General features: G+C 75.0%; 16 protein-coding genes. 6 read left to right on the top strand and 10 right to left on the bottom strand.

Annotated elements, in window-relative coordinates:
* Window positions 1–16: 16 nt before the first annotated feature.
* The 4 genes from AB0H71_RS26865 to AB0H71_RS26850 all read right to left on the bottom strand — a co-directional run bounded on the left by AB0H71_RS26865 (window position 17) and on the right by AB0H71_RS26850 (window position 3,778).
* Complete coding sequence (locus tag AB0H71_RS26865; protein ID WP_357026261.1) at window positions 17–799, bottom strand: ABC transporter permease; 783 nt, start codon at window positions 797–799, stop codon at window positions 17–19.
* On the bottom strand, window positions 796–1,863 hold the full coding sequence (locus AB0H71_RS26860) for an ABC transporter ATP-binding protein (protein WP_357026259.1): 1,068 nt from the start codon (window positions 1,861–1,863) through the stop codon (window positions 796–798). The genes AB0H71_RS26865 and AB0H71_RS26860 overlap by 4 nt, the downstream gene beginning before the upstream one ends.
* On the bottom strand, window positions 1,860–2,645 hold the full coding sequence (locus tag AB0H71_RS26855) for a hypothetical protein (RefSeq protein WP_357026365.1): 786 nt from the start codon (window positions 2,643–2,645) through the stop codon (window positions 1,860–1,862). The genes AB0H71_RS26860 and AB0H71_RS26855 overlap by 4 nt, the downstream gene beginning before the upstream one ends.
* 104 nt (window positions 2,646–2,749) lie before the next feature.
* Window positions 2,750–3,778 (bottom strand): glutathione S-transferase C-terminal domain-containing protein, encoded by a 1,029-nt coding sequence (locus AB0H71_RS26850; protein WP_357026257.1) that lies wholly within the window; start codon window positions 3,776–3,778, stop codon window positions 2,750–2,752.
* A 53-nt stretch (window positions 3,779–3,831) separates the two neighbouring features.
* On the opposite strand from AB0H71_RS26850, the gene AB0H71_RS26845 reads away from it, so the two are divergent.
* The gene (locus AB0H71_RS26845) at window positions 3,832–4,626 is read left to right on the top strand and encodes an enoyl-CoA hydratase/isomerase family protein (RefSeq protein WP_357026255.1); all 795 of its coding nucleotides are present in this window, start codon (window positions 3,832–3,834) and stop codon (window positions 4,624–4,626) included.
* Window positions 4,627–4,716: 90 nt separating this feature from the next.
* Window positions 4,717–5,961, top strand: a complete 1,245-nt coding sequence (locus AB0H71_RS26840; RefSeq protein ID WP_357026253.1) for an AMP-binding protein — start codon at window positions 4,717–4,719, stop codon at window positions 5,959–5,961.
* A 4-nt stretch (window positions 5,962–5,965) separates the two neighbouring features.
* Here AB0H71_RS26840 and AB0H71_RS26835 read toward each other — a convergent pair whose 3' ends face one another.
* On the bottom strand, window positions 5,966–6,730 hold the full coding sequence (locus AB0H71_RS26835; protein ID WP_357026251.1) for a tyrosine-protein phosphatase: 765 nt from the start codon (window positions 6,728–6,730) through the stop codon (window positions 5,966–5,968).
* Between the two features lie 395 nt (window positions 6,731–7,125).
* Between AB0H71_RS26835 and AB0H71_RS26830 the strand changes: the two genes are divergently transcribed.
* Together AB0H71_RS26830 and AB0H71_RS26825 are read left to right on the top strand one after the other, a co-directional pair.
* On the top strand, window positions 7,126–7,605 hold the full coding sequence (locus AB0H71_RS26830; RefSeq protein WP_357026249.1) for a TetR family transcriptional regulator: 480 nt from the start codon (window positions 7,126–7,128) through the stop codon (window positions 7,603–7,605).
* A gap of 47 nt (window positions 7,606–7,652) precedes the next feature.
* The gene (locus AB0H71_RS26825; protein WP_357026248.1) at window positions 7,653–8,855 is read left to right on the top strand and encodes an amino acid deaminase/aldolase; all 1,203 of its coding nucleotides are present in this window, start codon (window positions 7,653–7,655) and stop codon (window positions 8,853–8,855) included.
* A 105-nt stretch (window positions 8,856–8,960) separates the two neighbouring features.
* On the opposite strand, the gene AB0H71_RS26820 is transcribed toward AB0H71_RS26825, so the two are convergent.
* Together AB0H71_RS26820 and AB0H71_RS26815 are read right to left on the bottom strand one after the other, a co-directional pair.
* A complete protein-coding gene (locus tag AB0H71_RS26820) occupies window positions 8,961–12,137 on the bottom strand; it encodes an AAA domain-containing protein (protein WP_357026246.1) in 3,177 nt (1,058 codons plus the stop codon).
* A gap of 85 nt (window positions 12,138–12,222) precedes the next feature.
* A complete protein-coding gene (locus AB0H71_RS26815) occupies window positions 12,223–14,139 on the bottom strand; it encodes a DEAD/DEAH box helicase (protein ID WP_357026244.1) in 1,917 nt (638 codons plus the stop codon).
* Window positions 14,140–14,199: 60 nt separating this feature from the next.
* Between AB0H71_RS26815 and AB0H71_RS26810 the strand changes: the two genes are divergently transcribed.
* Together AB0H71_RS26810 and AB0H71_RS26805 are read left to right on the top strand one after the other, a co-directional pair.
* Complete coding sequence (locus tag AB0H71_RS26810) at window positions 14,200–15,015, top strand: carbon-nitrogen hydrolase family protein (protein ID WP_357026242.1); 816 nt, start codon at window positions 14,200–14,202, stop codon at window positions 15,013–15,015.
* Window positions 15,016–15,026: 11 nt separating this feature from the next.
* Complete coding sequence (locus AB0H71_RS26805) at window positions 15,027–15,674, top strand: phosphoribosyltransferase family protein (RefSeq protein ID WP_357026240.1); 648 nt, start codon at window positions 15,027–15,029, stop codon at window positions 15,672–15,674.
* Here the strand turns inward: AB0H71_RS26805 and AB0H71_RS26800 are convergent, their stop codons facing one another.
* Genes AB0H71_RS26800 through AB0H71_RS26790 form a run of 3 tightly spaced genes read right to left on the bottom strand, consistent with a single transcriptional unit; the run spans window position 15,675 to window position 18,131 of the window.
* The gene (locus AB0H71_RS26800) at window positions 15,675–16,487 is read right to left on the bottom strand and encodes an ESX secretion-associated protein EspG (RefSeq protein WP_357026238.1); all 813 of its coding nucleotides are present in this window, start codon (window positions 16,485–16,487) and stop codon (window positions 15,675–15,677) included.
* Entirely contained in the window at window positions 16,484–17,776 is a 1,293-nt protein-coding gene (locus AB0H71_RS26795; RefSeq protein WP_357026236.1) for a hypothetical protein, read from the bottom strand. The genes AB0H71_RS26800 and AB0H71_RS26795 overlap by 4 nt, the downstream gene beginning before the upstream one ends.
* On the bottom strand, window positions 17,769–18,131 hold the full coding sequence (locus tag AB0H71_RS26790; protein ID WP_357026234.1) for a hypothetical protein: 363 nt from the start codon (window positions 18,129–18,131) through the stop codon (window positions 17,769–17,771). Before AB0H71_RS26790 ends, AB0H71_RS26795 begins: the two co-directional genes overlap by 8 nt.
* Between the last annotated feature and the right edge of the window lie 43 nt (window positions 18,132–18,174).

Raw genomic sequence — 18,174 nt, 5'->3', positions numbered from 1 at the left:
CGGGGCGGGGGAGAACCTAGAGCTCGGCCTCGCGCAGCGTCCACCAGCCGAAACCGCCGAGCGCGGCGGCCCAGAGCAGCAGCACCACGTAGGCGGCGGGCGTGGGGGCGAGGAAGCCGCTCTCCGGGAAGGCGCCGACCGCGACGATGGAGATGGTGGCGGAGCCGGGCAGCAGCGCGACCACGCCCTGCGCCTCGGCGGCCTGCGCCACCAGCCAGATCAGCGGCTCCAGCAGCACCAGCCAGCCGAGCAGCAGCGCGAGCGCGGCGGCCACGCTGCGCAGCGCCAGGCCGAGCCCGGCGCCGATCACGGCCCAGCAGACCGCCGAGTAGAGCCCGCCGCCGAAGACCGCGGCCAGGCTCAGCCCGAAGTCGACCTTGCCGCGGCCCAGCCCGACCAGCACGCCGAGCCCGATCAGCGCGGTGACAACGGCGGCGGCGAGCCCGGCGGCGGCGGGCAGCGCCAGCTTGGCGGCGGCCAGCCGATCCCGGTTCGGGGTGAAGAGCACGGTGGTCGGCATGCCGCCGTTCCAGTACTCGCCCGCGGTCACGAAGACGCCGAGCACCGCGGCGGCCAGCGCGGCCACCGCGAAGGCCGGGTACAGCCCGATCGAGGCGGCGCCGGTGGCGGGCTCGCCGGTGGGGTCGAGCGGCCCCGCGGTGAGCGCGGCGGCGACCGTGGCGATCAGCGCGGCGCCGGCCACGACGGCGGCGGCCCAGCCGATGCCGGGGAAGCCGAGGATCTTGCGGAGCTCGGCGCGCAGCGCGGGCAGGAGCTCGGTCGGCAGGTAATCGATCATCGGGAAACACCGTACGGCGCGGGCGGTTCCACGCGCCCGGCGCCGACCGCGGCGTGGCCGGCGAAGGGCGAGAGCACGCCGGAGATGCCGCCGGGGGTGCGCGGCGCGGCGGCGGCCCGGTCGGTGAGCGCGGCCAGCACCCGGTCCGGGTGGATGGGGTCGGGGACGACGGCGGCGATCCGCACCTGGGCGGCCGCGGCGGCCTCCCTGATGACCGCCTCGGTGGCCTCGGCCACCGCGAGCCGGCCGTCCGGGCGGATCACCGCGTCGGTGTAGCCGCGCGCGGCGAGGTGGGTGGCGAGCGCGATCGGGGTGGCGGCGTCGACGATCAACCGGTCCGGGTAGCCGCGCCGCAGCTTGGCAGGGGTGCCCTGGTAGACGGCGGTGCCGCCGGCCAGCAGCAGCAGCGCGTCGGCGGCGGGCAGCAGCGCGGCCAGGCTGCGGCCGGTGACCACCGCGGCGCCGCCGCGCTCGGCGTGGCGGCGCAGCAGCTCGAGGAGCCAGCCGCGCTCGGCGGGGTCGAGCCCGTCCACCGGGTCGTCCAGGATCAGCACCCGCGGGTCGGGGAGCAGCGCGGTGGCGATGGCGAGCCTGGTCTGCTCGCCGATGCCGAGCACCTCGATCCTGGTGCGGGTCTCGTCGCCGAGCCCGGCCAGCGCGGCGACCTCGTCGGCGCGCTCGTCCGGCACGTCGGCCGCGGCGGCGAAGGCGAGCAGGTGGTCACGCACCCGGCGCTTGGCGGGCAGCCCGCGCGGGACGAGCACGCCGTTCACGGTGTGCGGGGTGCGGGGCGCGGCGCCGAAGGCCTCGACCGAGCCGTGCGTCGGCTTCCGCAGCCCGAGCAGCACCCGGGCCAGCGCGGACTTGCCCGACCCCGGTGGCCCGGCCACCGCGGTCACGGTGCCGGGGGACACCGAGAATTCGACGTTCTCCAGCGCGGTGGTCGCGCCGTACCGGACGGCGAGCCCGCGCACCGCGAGCGCGTCCACGCCGCCCGGATCGGTGCGGCGCGCGGTGTTGCCGCCCGCCCCCGCGGCGGGGCGGGCGTCGATGCCTCCGGTCATCGCGCCGTCGGCGGCTGCGGCTTGCGGGTGGGCGCCGGATGGTGCCCGGCGGCGCGCGCCGGCGGCGACTTGCGCTGACCCCGGCCGTGGTCGATGGCGGGCAGCGGATCGGCGTCGATCACCAGCGGGGCATCCCGCCAGTGCGCCGGCGCGGGGCCGAATGCCTTGCGCGAGTTCTCGATCGTGGTCTTGCCGAGCGCGCGGTTACCGAGGCCGCCGATCACCGCGCCGATGCCGGCGGGCACCACCTTGCCCGCCATGAGCGCGGCCCGCTTGGTGATGAAGCGCAGGACGAAGCGCTTGAGCAGCGAGTCGTTCATGGCGTGCAGCCCGGGGATCTGCTTGGCGAAGGCGGTGCCCCAGTTCTTGGCCGAGTGTCCGATGGACTTCTGCACGATGTCCATGCCGCTCTCGCCGAGCACCACCGCGAGCACCAGCGCGCGGCGCTGCTCCTGCGCCTGCGGGGTGATGCCGTGCACCGAGGCCACCGCGAGCGTGTACACCGCGGAGGCCTCCATGAAGAAGGTGGTCTCCGCGCTCACCGCGGCCAGCGCGGCCATCGTGCCGACGCCGGGCACCGCGGCCGTGGCGCCGACCGCGCCGCCGCTGCCGGTGACGGCCATCAGGTACTGGTTCTCCAGCCGCTGGATGATCTGCGCCGGGGTCTCGTCCGGGTGGGCGCGCCGCAGCCGGCTCACGTACTTGGCCACCGCGGGGCCCTGTAGCCGCGAACCGGTGTCGAGCAGCTGTACCACCGTCTTCTCGAAGGCGTCCTTGAACATCATGGGCGTCTCCTCCTGTCCCGCTCGGCTGGTTGGAACTGTAGGGCACGGTGCCGACACAGCTCCCCTCGACAACGAAGTACCCAGCCCGCGGAGTTCCGCGCTCAGCCGAAGGCCGGAACCTCTTCGCCTGCGCGCGGCGGGGGCGGCGGCGTGCCGTCGCCGAACGGGCGCCCGCCGAGCTGCTCGCGGCCGTGCGGGGTGTGCCAATTCGCCAGGTCGGGGCCGACCGGGACCACCCCGGTGGGGTTGATGTCCCGGTGTACCGCGTAGTAGTGCGTCTTGATCTGGCCGAAGTCGATGGTGTCGCCGAATCCAGGGGTCTGGAAGAGGTCGCGGGCGTAGGCCCAGAGCACCGGCATCTCGCTCAGCTTGGTCCGGTTGCACTTGAAATGGCCGTGGTAGACCGGGTCGAAGCGGGCCAGCGTGGTGAAGAGCCGGACATCGGCCTCGGTAATGGTGTCGCCGACCAGGTAGCGCTGTGCGGTGAGCCGCTCGGTGAGTTCGTCCAGCCGGGTGAACAGCCGGGCGTAGGCGCGCTCGTACGCGCCCTGGTCGCCGGCGAAGCCGCAGCGGTACACGCCGTTGTTCACCTCGGTGAAGTTCTTCTGCGCGACCTCGTCGATCTCGTCCCGCAGGTGCGCGGGGTACAGGTCGGGCGCGCCTTCCCGGTGGAACTCGGTCCACTCGGTCGAGAAGTCGAGGGTGATCTGCGGGTAGTCGTTGGTGACCACCTGGCCGGTGGCGATCTCCACCACGGCGGGCACGGTGATGCCGCGCGGGTAGTCGGGGAAGCGGGCCAGGTAGGCGTCGCGCAGCCGGGGGATGCCGAGCACCGGGTCGACGCCGCCGGGGTCCAGGTCGAAGGTCCAGCTCAGCTTGTCGTGGGTGGGGCCGCAGAGCCCGAGCGAGAGCGCGTCCTCCAGCCCGAGCAGCCTGCGCACGATGAGCGTGCGGTTGGCCCACGGGCAGGCCCGCGCCGCGATCAGGCGGTAGCGCCCGGCCTCGACGGGGTAGCCGTCGCGGCCGTCCGCGGTGACCCTGGTGGTGATGTAGTTGGTGTCCCGTTTGAACTCGCCGGGCTCCACGTAACTGCCCTGCGTACCGGACCGATCCTCTGCCGACGTGGTCACGCGCCCCAGTCTGGCACGCCCGACCGTGAACCGACCGCCTACGCTCATCCGACATGAGCGGAACCGAACCGACACGCCTGGAACGACGCAGCACCGACGGCGGCGCCGAGATCGCGACCCTGACCCTGGCGAACCCGCCGCTGAACCTCTTCGACCAGCCGCTCTTCGACGCGCTGGTGGCGAATATCGCGGAGCTCACCGCCCGCCCGCCGCGCGCGGTGCTGCTGTGCGCCGAGGGCAAGGTGGTCTCCGGCGGGGTCGACGTGCACGTCTTCGACGGGCTGACGGTGGAGCAGGGCGCCCAGCTCTGGCGTTCGCTCTTCGAGACGATCATCCAGCCGCTCGAGGCGCTGCCCTGCCCGGTGGTCTTCGCCGCGCACGGCCTCACCCTCACCGCGGCCTTCGAGATCGCGCTGGCCTGCGACATCATCCTGGCCGCGCCGAAGGCGAGATTCGGGCTGGTGGAGACGGTGGTGGGGCTGACCCCGTCGATGGGCGGGCCGCAGCGGCTGGCCGAGCGCGCCGGCTCCGGCCGGGCCCGCGAGTTCGTCATGACCGCCGATCTCTACGACGCCGCCACCATGGCCGAGTGGGGCGTGGTGAACGCGGTGCACGACGATGTCGAGGCGGCGGCGCAGGCGCTCGTCACCCGGCTCGCCGACGGCCCGACCAGGGCGCACGCCGCGACCAGGGAGATCATCGGCGCCTGGCGCTCCGGCGGTGTCGCGCACGCGGATTCGGTGACGCCGGAGGTCTCCGGCGCGCTCTTCGCGACCGCGGATCTGCGCGGCGCGGTGCGCAGCTTCCTGGAGCAGGGGCCGGGGAAGGCGACCTACACCGGAGCGTGAGCGGCGGACACGTTCTCCGGCTATCGCCACGAAATTGTGATGTGGGTCATATAGTCGAGGTGCCTGATCGGCAGAGGCACCGGAGGACCCATGTCGCAGCAGCTCATCGTCGAATTCCCGCTGTCGGGGCCGCAAGTCTGCGACAACCCGCTCGCGCGCGGCGCGGACGGCGTGCTCCGCTACGGCAACCTGACCCCGGCGCTCACCGAGCTGCTCGACCTGCAGACGCACGCCTTCTCCGCGCGCGAGGCCGTGGTGGAGATCGGTGGCCCGCGGCTCACCTACCGCGAGCTCTGGCACTCCGCCTCCCGGATCGCGGGCGGGCTGCAGGAGCACGGCATCGGCTACGGCGACCGGGTGGCGGTGCACCTCCCCGGCGGCGCGCGCTGGGTGCAGGCCTTCCTCGGCGCGCTGCTCAGCGGCGCCGTGCCGGTGCTGGTGGACGCGGCGCTGCCCGCCGCCGCGGCGGCCAGGGTGATCGCCGACAGCAGCGCGGACTTCGTGCTCGGCACCGGCGGCATCAGGAACTCCGCCGAGTCCGGCATGCCGGACGGCGCCGCCTTCATCGATGACGGCGCGGCGCTCAACGACCTCGCCCTGCTCTGCTACACCAGCGGCTCGCCCGCCCCGCGCGGGGTGGAGCTGACCAACGAGAACCTGCTCTCCGCCATCCGCTCGGTGGTCGCCGCGCTCGACCTGCCCACCGACGGGCTGCGCAACCTGGTGCTGCTGCCGCTGGCGCACGCGAGCGGCTGCGTGGACCAGGTGCTGCCCACCTTCGCGGTCGGCGGGACGGTGGTGCTGGCGCCGGACCGGGGGCGGCTGGCCGAGGCGATCGAGACCGAGCAGGTGGACATGGTCTCCGGCACCCCGCGGATCTTCACCGAGCTGCTGCCCGCGCTCACCGCGGGCGGCGCCGGCCGCGAGCACGTCGCCCGGATCAGCAAGGCCGGGCACCGGGCGGACCGGGCCGCCGCGCCCGGCGTGCTCGCCGACGCCCTGCACGCGGCCTTCCCGGCGGCCAGGCAGTGGTCGGTCTGGGGGGCGACGGAGACCAGCGGGATCGGGCTGGCCGCGGAGGACACCGCGGAGCGCGGCATCCCGGCGGCGGGCAGCGTGCTCGGCTTCCCGTTCGGCGGCACCGAGCTGGCGCTCTGGGGGCCGCGCGCGGACGCGGGCCACGGCGAGCTGCTGTGCCGGGGGCCCAATGTCACCCGGCGCTACTGGAACGACCCCGCGACCACCGCCGCCCGCTTCACCGGGACCTGGTTCCACACCGGCGACCTGGTCACCATCGAGCCGGACGGGCTGGTCCGGCGGGGCGTCGCGCGCTGACGGCTCAGTCGAGCAGGCGGGCGCGCAGCCGGTCGCGGAACTCGCCGGTGAGGCCGAGCGCGGCGTAGTACCGCTCCGGGTCGCCGTGGAACTCGCGCACGCCGTCGGTGGCGACGGCCAGGTACTCCGCGCGCACCCCGAGCAGGTCGGCGGAGATCTCGGTCTCCTGCTCGGCCCCGCGGTCGGCCACCGCGGCGGTGATCATCTCGCGCAGCGCGGGCACCGCGTCGTTGCTGCGCAGGTAGTCGGCGAGCACCTCGTCCTCGGCGACGCCGACCGCGCGCAGCAGTGTGGCCACCGCCCAGCCGGTGCGGTCCTTGCCCGCCGCGCAGTGCACGAGGGTGGCGCCGGTGCCGTCCACGATCGAGCGGGCCAGCTCGGTGATGGCCAGGTTCGCCTCCGGCATGGCCGGGAAGAGGCGGTAGACCTCGAGCATGTGCGCGCGGGCGGTGTCGGACTGCCGCGCGTCGTGCGGCGGCGCCTCGCCCATCCTGGAGTCGAAGGGGGTGACGACGAGCCGGACGCCGTCCGGGACGCTGTCGGCGCCGAGGTGATCGATCTCACGGAGGCCGCGCAGATCGTGCACCGCGGTGACGTCCAGTTCGCGGAGCAGCGCGTGCCCCCTGGCGTCGAGGTTGGTGAGCGCGGCGGAGCGCAGCAGCACGCCGGGGCGGACGGTGCCGCCCCCGGTGGTGCGGAGCCCGCCCACATCGCGGAAGTTGAAGGTGCCGGAGAGCCGCAGGTGGTCGGCGGAGGGCGAGACGGTCACGTTGCTCAGGCTAACGGTTACCGGCGAGTCCGGGCCGATGTGCGCGTTCTGCAACGAATCGATGTAGTCTGTGGCATCGCGCACATCCGGACAGCGTGGTCCGGATTCGGCCGTAGAGTGGACCCTCGACGTGACGGTACCAGTGATCTGCCCACGTCGGCCGTCGGTCGCCGACGGTCAGGAGCATGCTCCCCGCGGGGATGGTGGCGAGCATGGTCGATTGCGAAGGCGTTCCGGTTGGATAACAAAACATTCTTTTAGTCTGGAATAACCGGTGAGCGCTGGGCTCAAACCCTGAAAGCACTTACCATTGCCGGATGATAGACCGGGAGTCTCGCAATTTCGGGGATGAGCGTTCGGTTTCCGGTGCTCCAGTTCTGTCGAGGGAGTCGTTGTTGAGCGTACGGGGAGAGATGGTGAAGACCCGGCTTCGGCCGACGATCTGCGAAGCGGTCGAGCAGGCTGCCGCTTCGCTCGATCACGGCGGCGTCCGCGGTCTGCGGGTGCTGCTGCACGCCGGGATCAGTGCGTACTGGCCGCTGGTCAAGGGTGCGCCGGTGAAGCACGTGCAGGCCTACGAGGGCACGCTGCAGTCGCTGCGGCTGCGCTGGGAGAACGGCGCCGGCTGCCTGCCCGCCGGCGGTGCGGCCGGGATCTTCGCCGAGATGGATCGGCAGATGGTCGCCTTCCTCGAGCTCTGCGCGGAGCGCTCCGGCATGCAGTGGCTCGAGCCGGTGGAGGCAGTGGCCGCGTACGCCGTGTCGGTGCTGCACGGCACCGTGCTGCGCTGGCTCGCCGACTGCGACGACGAGACCATGCTGGTGGTACTGGACGACCTGGTGAGCAGCCTCGCCGCGCGCGCCGCGGAGGGCTGATCGGCGCTTTGCTGGACGTTTGACCAAATGGGTGGTCTGATTATCGGGTGCCCGCCATCGACCTCGCGCGGCCCGCGGCCGCGACCCCGCCGATCGCCCGCCTGCATGCCGCGACGGCCGATCTCGACCCCCCGCTCGCCGCGCTCGATCTGAGCCGGCTGCGCGCCAACGCCGCCGACCTCGTGCGCCGCGCCGGCGGCACCCCCATCCGGGTGGCGAGCAAATCCGTCCGCTGCCGCGCGGTGCTGGAGGAGGTGCTCGGCGCCGGGCTCACCGCCGCCGGGGGCTTCCGCGGCATTATGGCCTACTCGCTCAGCGAGGCATTGTGGCTGGTCCGGGCGGGTGCGGGGGATGTGCTGCTCGGCTACCCGACGGTGGATCGCGCGGCGCTGGCCGAGCTCGCCGCCGATGCCGCCGCCCGCGCCGCCGTCACCCTGATGATCGATGATCCCGCGCACCTGGAGCTGATCGCCGCCGCCACCGGCGGCCGGGCGGGGCTGCGGGTCTGCCTCGACGTGGACGCCTCGCTGCGGATCGGCCCGCTGCACCTCGGCGTGCGCCGCTCCCCGCTGCGCACCCCGGAGCAGGCCGCGGATCTCGCCTACGCCGCGCGGCGCGCGGGCTTCGCGGTGGTCGGGGTGATGACCTACGAGGCGCAGATCGCCGGGCTGCCCGATGCCAACCCCGCGGTGCGGCTGGTGAAGCGGGCCTCGGCCGCGGAGATCGCGGGCAGGCGGGCGCGAGTGGTGGAGGCGGTGCGCGCGGTCGCCGGTGAGCTGGAGATCGTGAACGCGGGCGGCACCGGCTCGGTCGAGGTCAGCGCGGGGAGCGCGGCGGTCACCGAGGTGACCGCCGGGTCCGGGCTGTACGTGCCGACGCTCTTCGACAACTACCGCTCCTTCACCCCGCGCCCCGCGCTCTACTTCGCGCTGCCGGTGCTGCGCAGGCCGACGCCGTCGATCGCGACGGTCTTCGCGGGCGGCTACATCGCCTCCGGCCCGGCCGGCGCCGCCCGGGTGCCGAAGCCGGTGTGGCCGGGGCGGCTGCGGCTGCTCGGGGCGGAGGGCGCGGGCGAGGTGCAGACCCCGCTGGCCGGGGCGCGCGGGCTGCGGCTCGGCGATCGGGTCTGGTTCCGGCACGCCAAGGCGGGCGAGCTGTGCGAGCGCTTCGACCGGCTCTTCCTCGTCGACGCCGACGGCGGCCGTACCGAGGTGCCGACCTATCGCGGCGAGGGAAAGTGCTTCGGCTGAATCAGGTCCGGCCGTGGTGACAATTGTTCGCATACCGTTTGGTCTATTTATCCGTTGACCGCTGGTATTGCTCACAAACTTCCGGCTGGAATTGTGCGGGCGAATTCAGCGCAGCCGCAGCAGCGCCGAGAGTTCGGCCAGTTCGGCCGGGTCGGCGGGCAGGTACTCGGTGAGCAGCGGCGAGCGGATGATGGTGGCATGCCACAGCGCGCGGCCGAGCGCACCGCGCAGCAGCCGGGTGGCCACCAGCTCGCGCACCGCGCCGGGGGCGTCCACCGGCGCCGAGACGGTGGCGGAGACCAGCACCACCGCCGCCTCCCGGCCGCGGAACCGCTCCGGCGTGCCGACCAGCACGTCGTCGATCCGGGCGCGCTCCAGCAGGGTGCGGATCAGCGCCACCTGCGGGCCGTAGGGCGCCACCACGAAGATGTCGTGCGGGTGCAGCCTGCGGGCGCTTCCCCCGCTGGTCCAGGTGCCGGTGAGCAGGGTGCGGACCCGCCGCACCACCTCCCGCGCCTCGGGTTCGCAGACGGTGCTGTGGCCGCGGTGCGGGATGAGCACGGTCTCGATGCCGGGCGGCACCACGTCCAGCGCGCGGCCGCCGGTCACCGTCTCGGCGGCGCCGAGCCGCCCGTCGTACCAGAGCGCGGAGAGCGGGCCGCAGACGGCGGGGTGCAGCCGCCAGGTGCGATCCAGCAGGTAGCCGGTGGCGGCGGGGACGGTGCGGTGCGGGCCGATCCGCAGCCCGAGCGCGGAGCGCGGCGGGCCGGCGTGCTCCAGGTCGCCGAGCAGCAGCAGGGAGCGGGCGCTGACCGCGGCGGCCAGCGCGTCGGCCGGGGCGCAGCGGCCCGCGTCGGCCACGATGAGCAGGTCGAGCGCGCCGCGCGGCACCTGCGCGGAGTCGGCGAAGTCGGCGGGCAGCCCGCCGACGACGCAGCCGTTCACCGCGGTGTCCAGGAAGCGCGGGTAGCGGGCGCCGTCGATCACCGCCCACTCCGGGGCCACCGAGATCACGTCCTTCTTGGCCACCAGCTCGGGCAGCACCCCGGCGCGCACGACGGCGTCCAGCAGCTGCTCGACGGTGCCGTGGCCGTCCGGTGCGGTGATCCCGATCCGGAGCCGGTCCCTGGTGAGCAGCCGGGCCACCACCCTGGCGATGGTGGAGACCTTGCCGGTGCCCGACGGCGCCTGCACCGCGAGCACCGAATCGTCGAGTATCCGCACCGCCTCGGTGATGGCGGCGGCGTGGTCGCCGTGCACGGGGGGCAGCCCCCTGAGACCGCGGCGCAGCCGGGGCGGGCGGCGGGCCAGCAGGTCGAAGGGGGCGCCCGCCGGCATGTCCGGCAGGGTGACCAGGACGGTGTCGGCGAGCTCCTCCAGGGCGCGGTCGACCGCGGGGTCCGGGCGCGGTGGCCGCGGGGCGAGCGCGATCGGCAGGGCGTCGGAGGGCTCCCTGCCCTCGGGCAGCACCTCCTCCAGCCGGACGGTGTCGGCGAACTCGGTGTCGGGGGAGCAGCCGAGCACCACCGCGGCGGTGATCGTGCGCAGCCCGGGGGCGGCGGGGTCGGGCTGGTCGTAGTAGGCGTGCACGGGGGTGCCCGGCGCGGGGACGGTGGAGCCGAGGTGGCTGCCGGCGCCGGTGCCGAAGCGGCCGGTGAGGGTGAGGTAGCGGCGCAACCCGGTGCCGTGCGGGGGGCGGTGCCACTTGGTGTCGACGGTGCCCCACTCGGCGACGAGCACGCCCGGCTCGTCGGCCCAGTCCGCCACCGGGTCGGCGCGGCGCGCGCGGTGCGCGTCCCAGAGCGGGCCGCGCTGCCTGCGGTGGTGGCCGAGTGCGTCGGCGAGCAGCGCCGCCGGGTGCGCGGCGTCGGCGCGGGCGCGGGCGAACTCGGCCAGCGCCGCCTCCAGGGAGGAGGGGCCGTCCGGGTCGGGGGCGCGGGGGAGCGCGGGGCGGGGCGGGATGCCGTAGCGGTCCGCGAGTGCGCGGAGCGCGGCGCGGATCCGCAGGACGCGGTCGGCGTCGGTCTCCGCGGCGGGTGCAGCCGGGGCCGAGGTTCGGCCGGTGGCTTCGGGTTGATCGAGCGGCGGCGCGGCGGCGTCCGGGGAGGCCAGGCGGTCCAGGGCGGCGGCGACCTGGGCGACGCGGTAGACCGGCGCCCTGACGCCGGGCAGCACCGGCTCGGGGGGCGGTTCCGGTTCGCCCGCGAGGACCAGGGTGGAGCGCACGATGGGTGCGAGGTCGACCACGGCGTCGGCGGCGAAGAGCTCCTCCAGCAGCTCCTCGTCGCCGGGGCCGGTCTGGTGCGCGTGCAGCAGCGCCCGCACCTCGGCGCCGTGGTGGTAGAGGTGCGCACCGGGGATCCCGGCCCGCAGCCGCTCCAGCACCGGCCGTAAGCCGCTGGCGCCGAACGGTATTCGCAGGGCGAGCTCCGGCCCCGCCACCAGCAGCGCCGGGCCGGGCGCGACCGCGATCCCGATATCGCCGGGCGCGCTCGGCGGCAGCGCCCCCAGCGCGTCGGCTCCCGCGGTGTCGGCGACCGGGTGCCCGGCGGCCTCCGCGCGCACCTGCGCCCGCGCCTGCCTGCGCAGCGCGGTCGCGGTGCGCACCGGCAGCCCGGGCAGCTCGGCGGTGGAGCGGGCCAGCCGGTCGACGGTGCCGATCCCCGACCCGCGCAGCAGCGCCGCGGTGCCCGGGTCGATCCCGGCCACCAGCCCGACGTCCCGCGCGGTGCGCGCCGCCGCCCGGCAGGCGGCGCAGCGCCCGCAGGCCAGGTAGCGCGGGTCGCCCCACTGCACCGGGAGCAGCTCGGCGGACTGCTCGGCCACGATGTGCTCGAACCGCTCCCGCCGCGCCAGGTAGACCGGGAGCGCGGAGCCGAGCGGGAAGTCGGCGCCGCCGATCCGCAGCACCGGTGCGGGCAGCGCGCCCGCGGCGCTCAGCAGGTCGGCGCAGGCCGCCAGCTCCAGCGCGGCGCGCACCGGGTCGGCGGCGTCGGCGGTGGCCGGGGTGTAGCGCACCCGGTGGTCCGCGCGCAGCAGCCGCTCCGCCGTGGCGGCGGTGCGGCCGTCGAAGAGCACGGCATCGGTGATCTCGGCCGCCCCGCGGCGCAGCGCGGCGAGCGTGCGCTCGTTCGCGGCTCGCAGCCGATCCCGCTCGGCCGCGGAATCCGCACGCGGCGAAGCGATCTCGGCGTCCAGGGCGCGCAGCACCGCGAATTCGCAGCGCGCGGCAGCGATCAGGTCGGCCGGTGCGGCGACGACCACGTCACCGATGACGAGCAAACGCGGCCCTCCTGTCTCGTCGCGGGCTCACCGGTGTCGGCGAATCGACGGCAACACTACGGTGCTCACCGCGCGAAACGGGGGATCAGGACCGCGGTTTGCGCCGCTCCGGTGCGCGCCGGGGACCCTCGCGGCGCGGCCCGCGCGGTATCGAGCGGTGCTGCGGCGCTCCGTGGTCCAGCTGCAGCTGGATCAGCACGCCGCTGATCCTGGTGCGGCGCAGCGCCTCCAGCGTCTCGGCGGGCAGGTTCGCGGGCAGCTCGACCAGGCTGTGGTCCGGCCGGATGCTGATGTGCCCGAAGTCGCTGCGGCGCAGCCCGCCCTCGTTGGCGATGGCGCCGACGATCGCGCCGGGCACCACGCGGTGCCGCTTGCCGACGCTGATCCGGTAGGTCGCCAGCTCCGCGCCGGTGCCGCGGTGATGGCTGGGGCCGCCGCCGCCCTCGTCGTCGAAGCCGCGCTGCCGCTCGGGGCGCTCCCGGCGCGGGCGCTCGACCGGCTCCGGCTCGGGCTGCATGAAGAAGTTCTTGCCGTCGTGCGAGCCGACCGCGAGCGCCGCCGCGATATCGATGAGCGGCGTGTTGTGCTCGCGCTCGTACTCCTCGACGAGGGTGCGGAAGAGCGCCAGGTTCTCCGAGGCGAGGTTGTCGGTGATGGCGTCGCCGAACTTGCTGACCCGCTGCGCGTTCACATCGTCGACGCTGGGCAGCTGCATCTCGATGAGCGGGTGCCTGGTGGCGCGCTCGATCGACTTGAGCAGGTGCCGCTCCCGCGGCGCCACGAAGAGCAGCGCCTCGCCGGAGCGCCCGGCCCGGCCGGTGCGGCCGATCCGGTGCACGTAGGACTCGGTGTCGTGCGGGATGTCGTAGTTCACCACGTGCGAGATGCGGTCGACGTCGAGGCCGCGGGCGGCGACGTCGGTGGCGACCAGGATGTCGAGCGCGCCGGACTTGAGCTGCCCGATGGTGCGCTCGCGCTGGTTCTGCGCGATATCACCGTTGATCGCGGCGGCGGAGAAGCCGCGGGCCCGCAGCTTCTCGGCGAGCTCCTCGGTGGCCTGCTTGGTGCGGACGAAGAGGATCATCGCCTCGAACGACTCGACCTCCAGGATCCGGGTCAGCGCGTCCAGCTTGCGCTGGTGCGAGACCTGCACCCAGCGCTGGGTGATGTTGGTGTTGGTCGAGGTCTTGGCCTTGACCGTGATCTCCACCGGATTGTGCAGGTACTGCTTGGAGATCTTGCGGATGGCGCCGGGCATGGTCGCGGAGAAGAGCGCGACCTGCTTCTCGTCCGGGGTGTCGGCGAGGATGCGCTCGACGTCCTCCTGGAAGCCCATCTTGAGCATCTCGTCGGCCTCGTCGAGCACCAGGTAGCGCAGCCCGGAGAGGTCGAGCGTGCCCTTCTCCAGGTGGTCGATGACGCGGCCGGGGGTGCCGACCACCACCTGGGCGCCGCGGCGCAGCCCGGAGAGCTGCACGCCGTAGCTCTGCCCGCCGTAGATGGGCAGCACGTGCAGCCCCGGCATGTGCGTGGCGTAGCGGCCGAAGGCCTCGGCGACCTGGATGGCCAGCTCGCGGGTGGGCGCGAGGACCAGCGCGCGCGGCTGCCGGTCGGCGGGGTCGAGCCCCATCAGGATCGGGATGGCGAAGGCGGCGGTCTTGCCGGTGCCGGTCTGCGCGAGCCCGACCACGTCGGCGCCGTCCAGCAGCGGCGGGATGGTCGCGGCCTGGATCGGCGACGGCGACTCGTAGCCGACATCGGCGATGGCGCGCAGAATCCGGTCGTCGATGCCGAGTTCGGCGAAGGTGGGTGGGGCGTCGGCGGCCGGCTCGGCGGGCGAATCGGCGCTGGTCTCGGCGGTGTCGCTACCCTCGGTACTGCCGGTGGAACCGTGCGTCGCCGCGGTGACCGGGCTGCCGGTCGCGAAATCGCCGGTCGAACCCTCGCCTTCGCGGGGGTCCCCGTTGTCGCCGGGAACGGTGTCGACCTCATTGATGCTCATTGACCAGCAGTTTACTGCGTGGCGGTGGTCTCACCCGCAGCCGGGCCATACCGTGGGGACATGTCGTCACCGATCGTCGCGGTCGTCCAGTTCGCGCCCTCCACCGATCCGGCCGCCAACCTCCGCGCGCTGCGCGAGCCGGTCGCCGAGGCCGCCGCGCGCGGCGCGGCCGTCGTGCTCGCCCCCGAGTACGCCATGTACGCGGTGACCAGGCTCGACGAGCGGGTGGTCGCGGTCCGCGAGCCGCTCGGCGGGCCCTTCGTCACCGGGCTCGGCGAGCTGGCGCGGGAGTTCGGGGTGCACCTGGTGGCCGGGATGGTCGAGGAGGTGCCGGACGAGCCGGAGCGGATCCACAACACCCTCGTCGTGCTCTCGCCCGGCGGCGAACTCGTCGCCACCTACCGCAAGGTGCACCTCTACGACGCCTTCGGGCACCGCGAATCCGAGGTGGTGAAGCCGGGCGCGATCACCGAGCCGCCGGTGTTCACCGTCGGCGACACCGTCTTCGGGCTGCAGACCTGCTTCGACCTGCGCTTCCCCGAGGGCGCGCGGCGGGTGGCCGCGGCCGGTGCGCGGGTGCTGCTGCTGCCCGCGCAGTGGATTCCGGGGCCGGGCAAGGTCGACCAGTGGACGACGCTGCTGCGCGCGCGGGCCATCGAGAACACCGTCTACGTCGCCGCCGCCGACCAGGCCGAGCCGCGCGGTGCGGGCGCCTCGATGATCGTCGACCCGGCGGGCGCGGTGCTGGCCGAGCTCGGCGCCGACCCCGGCGTGCTCACCGCCGCCGTCGACGCCGAGCTGCTCGACTCCGTCCGGCGCGCCAATCCCAGCCTCGAGCTGCGTCGATTCGCCGTGGTGGAGCGCGTTCCGGAGTAGCGTCGACGGCGATGATCTACACCGATCGGACGTCGGCCGGTCGAGTGCTCGGGAGCGAACTGGCCGAGTGGGGCCTCGTCGCGGCGGCGGGAGCCCCCGGTCCGCTGCTGCTCGGGCTGCCGCGCGGCGGCGTGCCGGTGGCGGCCGGTGTCCGGGAGGTGGTCGGGGGCGCGCTGGACATCCTGCTGGTGCGCAAGCTCGGGGTGCCCTGGCAGCCGGAGCTGGCGGCGGGGGCGATCGGCGAGGACGGCGCCCGGGTGCTGAATGCCGACGTGCTCGCGCACACCGGGCTCACCGAGGTCGCGCTGGCCGGGGTCGAGGTGGCCGAGCGGGCCGAGCTGGAGCGGCGCAGGGCCACCTGGCGGGCCGGTGCGGCCGCCGTGCCGCGGGCGGGCCGGGTGGTGGTGCTGGTGGACGACGGCATGGCGACCGGGGCCACCATGGTGGCGGCCTGCCGGGTGCTGCGCCGCCAGCAGCCCGCGCTGGTGCTGGTCGCGGTGCCGGTCTCGTCGCCGGAGGCGCTGCGCCGGGCGGCCGCCGAGGCGGACGACGTGGTGTGCCCGCTGGTGCCGGAGAGCCTGGGCGGGGTCGGTACCGCCTACGAGGATTTCCACCAGCTCGCCGACGCGGAGGTCACCGCGGTGCTGCGGGCGCGGTGATCACCACAGCGCGCGCGGGGTGACCCGGCCCGCGGCGGTGAGCATGGGGCGCAGCCGGCCGGCGAAGCTCTCCGCGGTGACCGGGGTGATCTCCACCTCGGCGCCGGTGCGCACCGTGTAGCGGCCGTCGCCGGCGACGTCGATCCAGCACAGCACGCCGAACGGAGCCAGCGCGCCGGCGTCGCGGCGCACCGAGACCACGATCTGGCCGATGCCCTCGCGCGGGGCGCGCAGCAGTCGGCGGATGCGAGCGGGGACCGAGGGGCCGGAGACCGGCATGGTCACCAGGTCCCGGCTGTCCTCGGTGACTCGGGCCAGCGGGGCGGTGAGCGGGGGCAGCGTGCCCGCGCCGTTGCGGGGGAGCGGGGTGATCACCCGCGCGGCGAAGGTGCGGGCCGAGCCGACCGAGATCCGGATGTCGCCGCCGCGATCCGGTGCGGAGCCCGGTGCCTGCGCGGCGACGACCGCGATGTCGCCGGCGACGGCTCCGAGCACCCGGATCGGCGGCCCGAGTCCGGAATCGAGGTCGCGTGGTCGCTGTTCCACTCCCTCGGCGCTACGGCCGGCCGCCGTCGCGGCGAGTCCGTAGCCGAAGACCTCGGCGCGCAGGGCCGGGCGGGCGAGGACGCGCAGCGCCGCCTCCAGGTCGGCGTCGAGGTGCTCGTCGCACCAGCGGTGCAGGGCGGGGAGCTGCGCGGTGCGCTGCACGTTGTCGGCGGCGGAGAGCCGCACCGCGAGCGGGTACGGGATGCGGTCCCCGTCGGTCCGGCTCCAGGCCAGCGCGAACTGGTCCGGCGTCAGCGTGCGCCTCACTCGCGCTCGGACCACTCCCCGAGCACCGGGGGCGTGGTCGGCTCGAGCGAGCCGATGAGCCTGCCGTTGTCGTCGCCGGGCTCGAGGTAGGTGAGCTCCTCGTCCGGAAAGTGCAGGTCGTCGTCGGGGTCGTCGGCGGGCGGCCGGGGCGGCAGGTGCGCGCTGATGCCGTGACCGGGCCTGGTCGTCTCCGACGCCGCCAGCGCGCCGCCGAGCAGCCCGCCCATGGCACCCGCGCCGAGCCCGGTGACCGCCTCGGTGCCGTTGGACTCGCGCGGTTTCGCGGTGCGCCGCTCCTCCTGCTGCTTCTTCCGATCGTCGGCCGGCACGGTCGGCGGGATGACGCCGGGCGCGGTCGTGGAGACCGGCGCGGTGCTGCCCGCGAGATGCGGGGCGGCGGTGTGCGGAACGGCGGTGTGCGGCAGCGGGGTCCCGGTGAACGAGGCGGGGATGGTGCCCGCCGGTGCGGTGCCCGCCGCCTGCGTGGCGACGGGGCCGGGGACGGACTCGCTTCCGGCCGATTCCGCCGGGCCGGCGGGGTCCGCCTCCGGCGTCGCCGATTCCTCCGGCGCCGCAGCGGTATCGGCGTCGGCGTTGTCGTCCCCGGTATCGGTGGCGAGCGCGACCGGCGTTGCGCCGGGCGCGGCCCCGACCGCACCACCGGTAACGCCACCCACCTCGGCCTCGGCGGACGACACCGCGCCGACGCCGCCGGGCACGTCGAACTCCGGGAAGGCCGGAACCCCGTTGCCGGTGGGCAGGAAGGCGCCGGCGTAGACGTCCTCCATCACCCGGACGACGTCGAGCCTGGCGGTCTCCGCCGCCTTCTGCGCCGCCACATTGGCCGCCGCGCTCCCCGGATCCAGCAGCGCAGCCGCCAGATCCGGCTCGCCGCCCGCGGGCGCCCCGACCCCGGCGCGCACCGTCTCGGCGGCGTCACCGGCCCGGCCCAGCCGCTCGCCGACGACGCCCATGACCTCGGCCAGCGCCCGCCCGCGCTGCTCGAACGCCGCGACCGCGGCAGCGGCGTTCGCGGCGGCGGGCCCGCGCCACCCGTCGGCCATGGCGGCGCGTACCTCCGCGCCCGCGGCCTCGACGGCGGCGGCCACTCCGGCGGCGGACCCGCGCCAGAGCTGGCCGCCCGCGTTCAGCGCGGCCGGGTCGAGCAGGCTCACCGCGGCGTGCAGCTCCCGGTGCGAGAGGTTGTCGAAGGTCTCGACCCGGGTCGCGTAGTCGGGGTCGGTGCGCAGGTGCTCCCCGCGCTGGGCCGATCGGGGCAGCTCACGCATGGTGCACCGCCAGTCGCTGCGCCGCGGTCGCATCGGCCGCGGCGTAGGCCGCGCCCGCCGCGCGCAGCGTGCTCGCGAGTTCCCGTGCGGCCGCGGCGTATTCGCGGAGCGCGGTGACCGCGCCCTCGGCCTTGCCCTCGAACCCCGCGCGCAGCGCCGCGCCGGAGGCGAGGCCGCCGAAGCCGGGCAGCGTGCCCGCCGCGGCGAGCGCCGCGATCTGCTCGTCCACCCGATCGGCCAGCTGCTCGTAGCGCTGCGCACAGCGCTCCGGCGCGCCGTCGGCGACCAGGACCCCGTCGATCCAGAGCTCGCCGTCGTCCACCGCCGTGCGCAGGACATCCATTCCGGAACGCATTCGCCGGCCCCCTTCCCGGGGCGCCGCGGTCGCGCCGGCGCCG

The sequence above is a fragment of the Nocardia sp. NPDC050697 genome (assembly GCF_040654395.1).
Lineage (GTDB): Bacteria > Actinomycetota > Actinomycetes > Mycobacteriales > Mycobacteriaceae > Nocardia.
Note: the sequence above shows the minus strand (reverse complement) of the source record. Positions and strands in the feature narration are given on the sequence as shown.

Excerpts from the sequence above, each read along its gene's own strand:
- AB0H71_RS26815 (WP_357026244.1), bottom strand. The coding sequence starts at position 14,139 with ATGAGCATCAATGAGGTCGACACCGTTCCCGGCGACAACGGGGACCCC.
- AB0H71_RS26865 (WP_357026261.1), bottom strand. The coding sequence starts at position 799 with ATGATCGATTACCTGCCGACCGAGCTCCTGCCCGCGCTGCGCGCCGAG.
- AB0H71_RS26790 (WP_357026234.1), bottom strand. The coding sequence starts at position 18,131 with ATGCGTTCCGGAATGGATGTCCTGCGCACGGCGGTGGACGACGGCGAG.
- AB0H71_RS26795 (WP_357026236.1), bottom strand. The coding sequence starts at position 17,776 with ATGCGTGAGCTGCCCCGATCGGCCCAGCGCGGGGAGCACCTGCGCACC.
- AB0H71_RS26810 (WP_357026242.1), top strand. The coding sequence starts at position 14,200 with ATGTCGTCACCGATCGTCGCGGTCGTCCAGTTCGCGCCCTCCACCGAT.
- AB0H71_RS26845 (WP_357026255.1), top strand. The coding sequence starts at position 3,832 with ATGAGCGGAACCGAACCGACACGCCTGGAACGACGCAGCACCGACGGC.
- AB0H71_RS26860 (WP_357026259.1), bottom strand. The coding sequence starts at position 1,863 with ATGACCGGAGGCATCGACGCCCGCCCCGCCGCGGGGGCGGGCGGCAAC.
- AB0H71_RS26805 (WP_357026240.1), top strand. The coding sequence starts at position 15,027 with ATGATCTACACCGATCGGACGTCGGCCGGTCGAGTGCTCGGGAGCGAA.
- AB0H71_RS26840 (WP_357026253.1), top strand. The coding sequence starts at position 4,717 with ATGTCGCAGCAGCTCATCGTCGAATTCCCGCTGTCGGGGCCGCAAGTC.
- AB0H71_RS26855 (WP_357026365.1), bottom strand. The coding sequence starts at position 2,645 with ATGTTCAAGGACGCCTTCGAGAAGACGGTGGTACAGCTGCTCGACACC.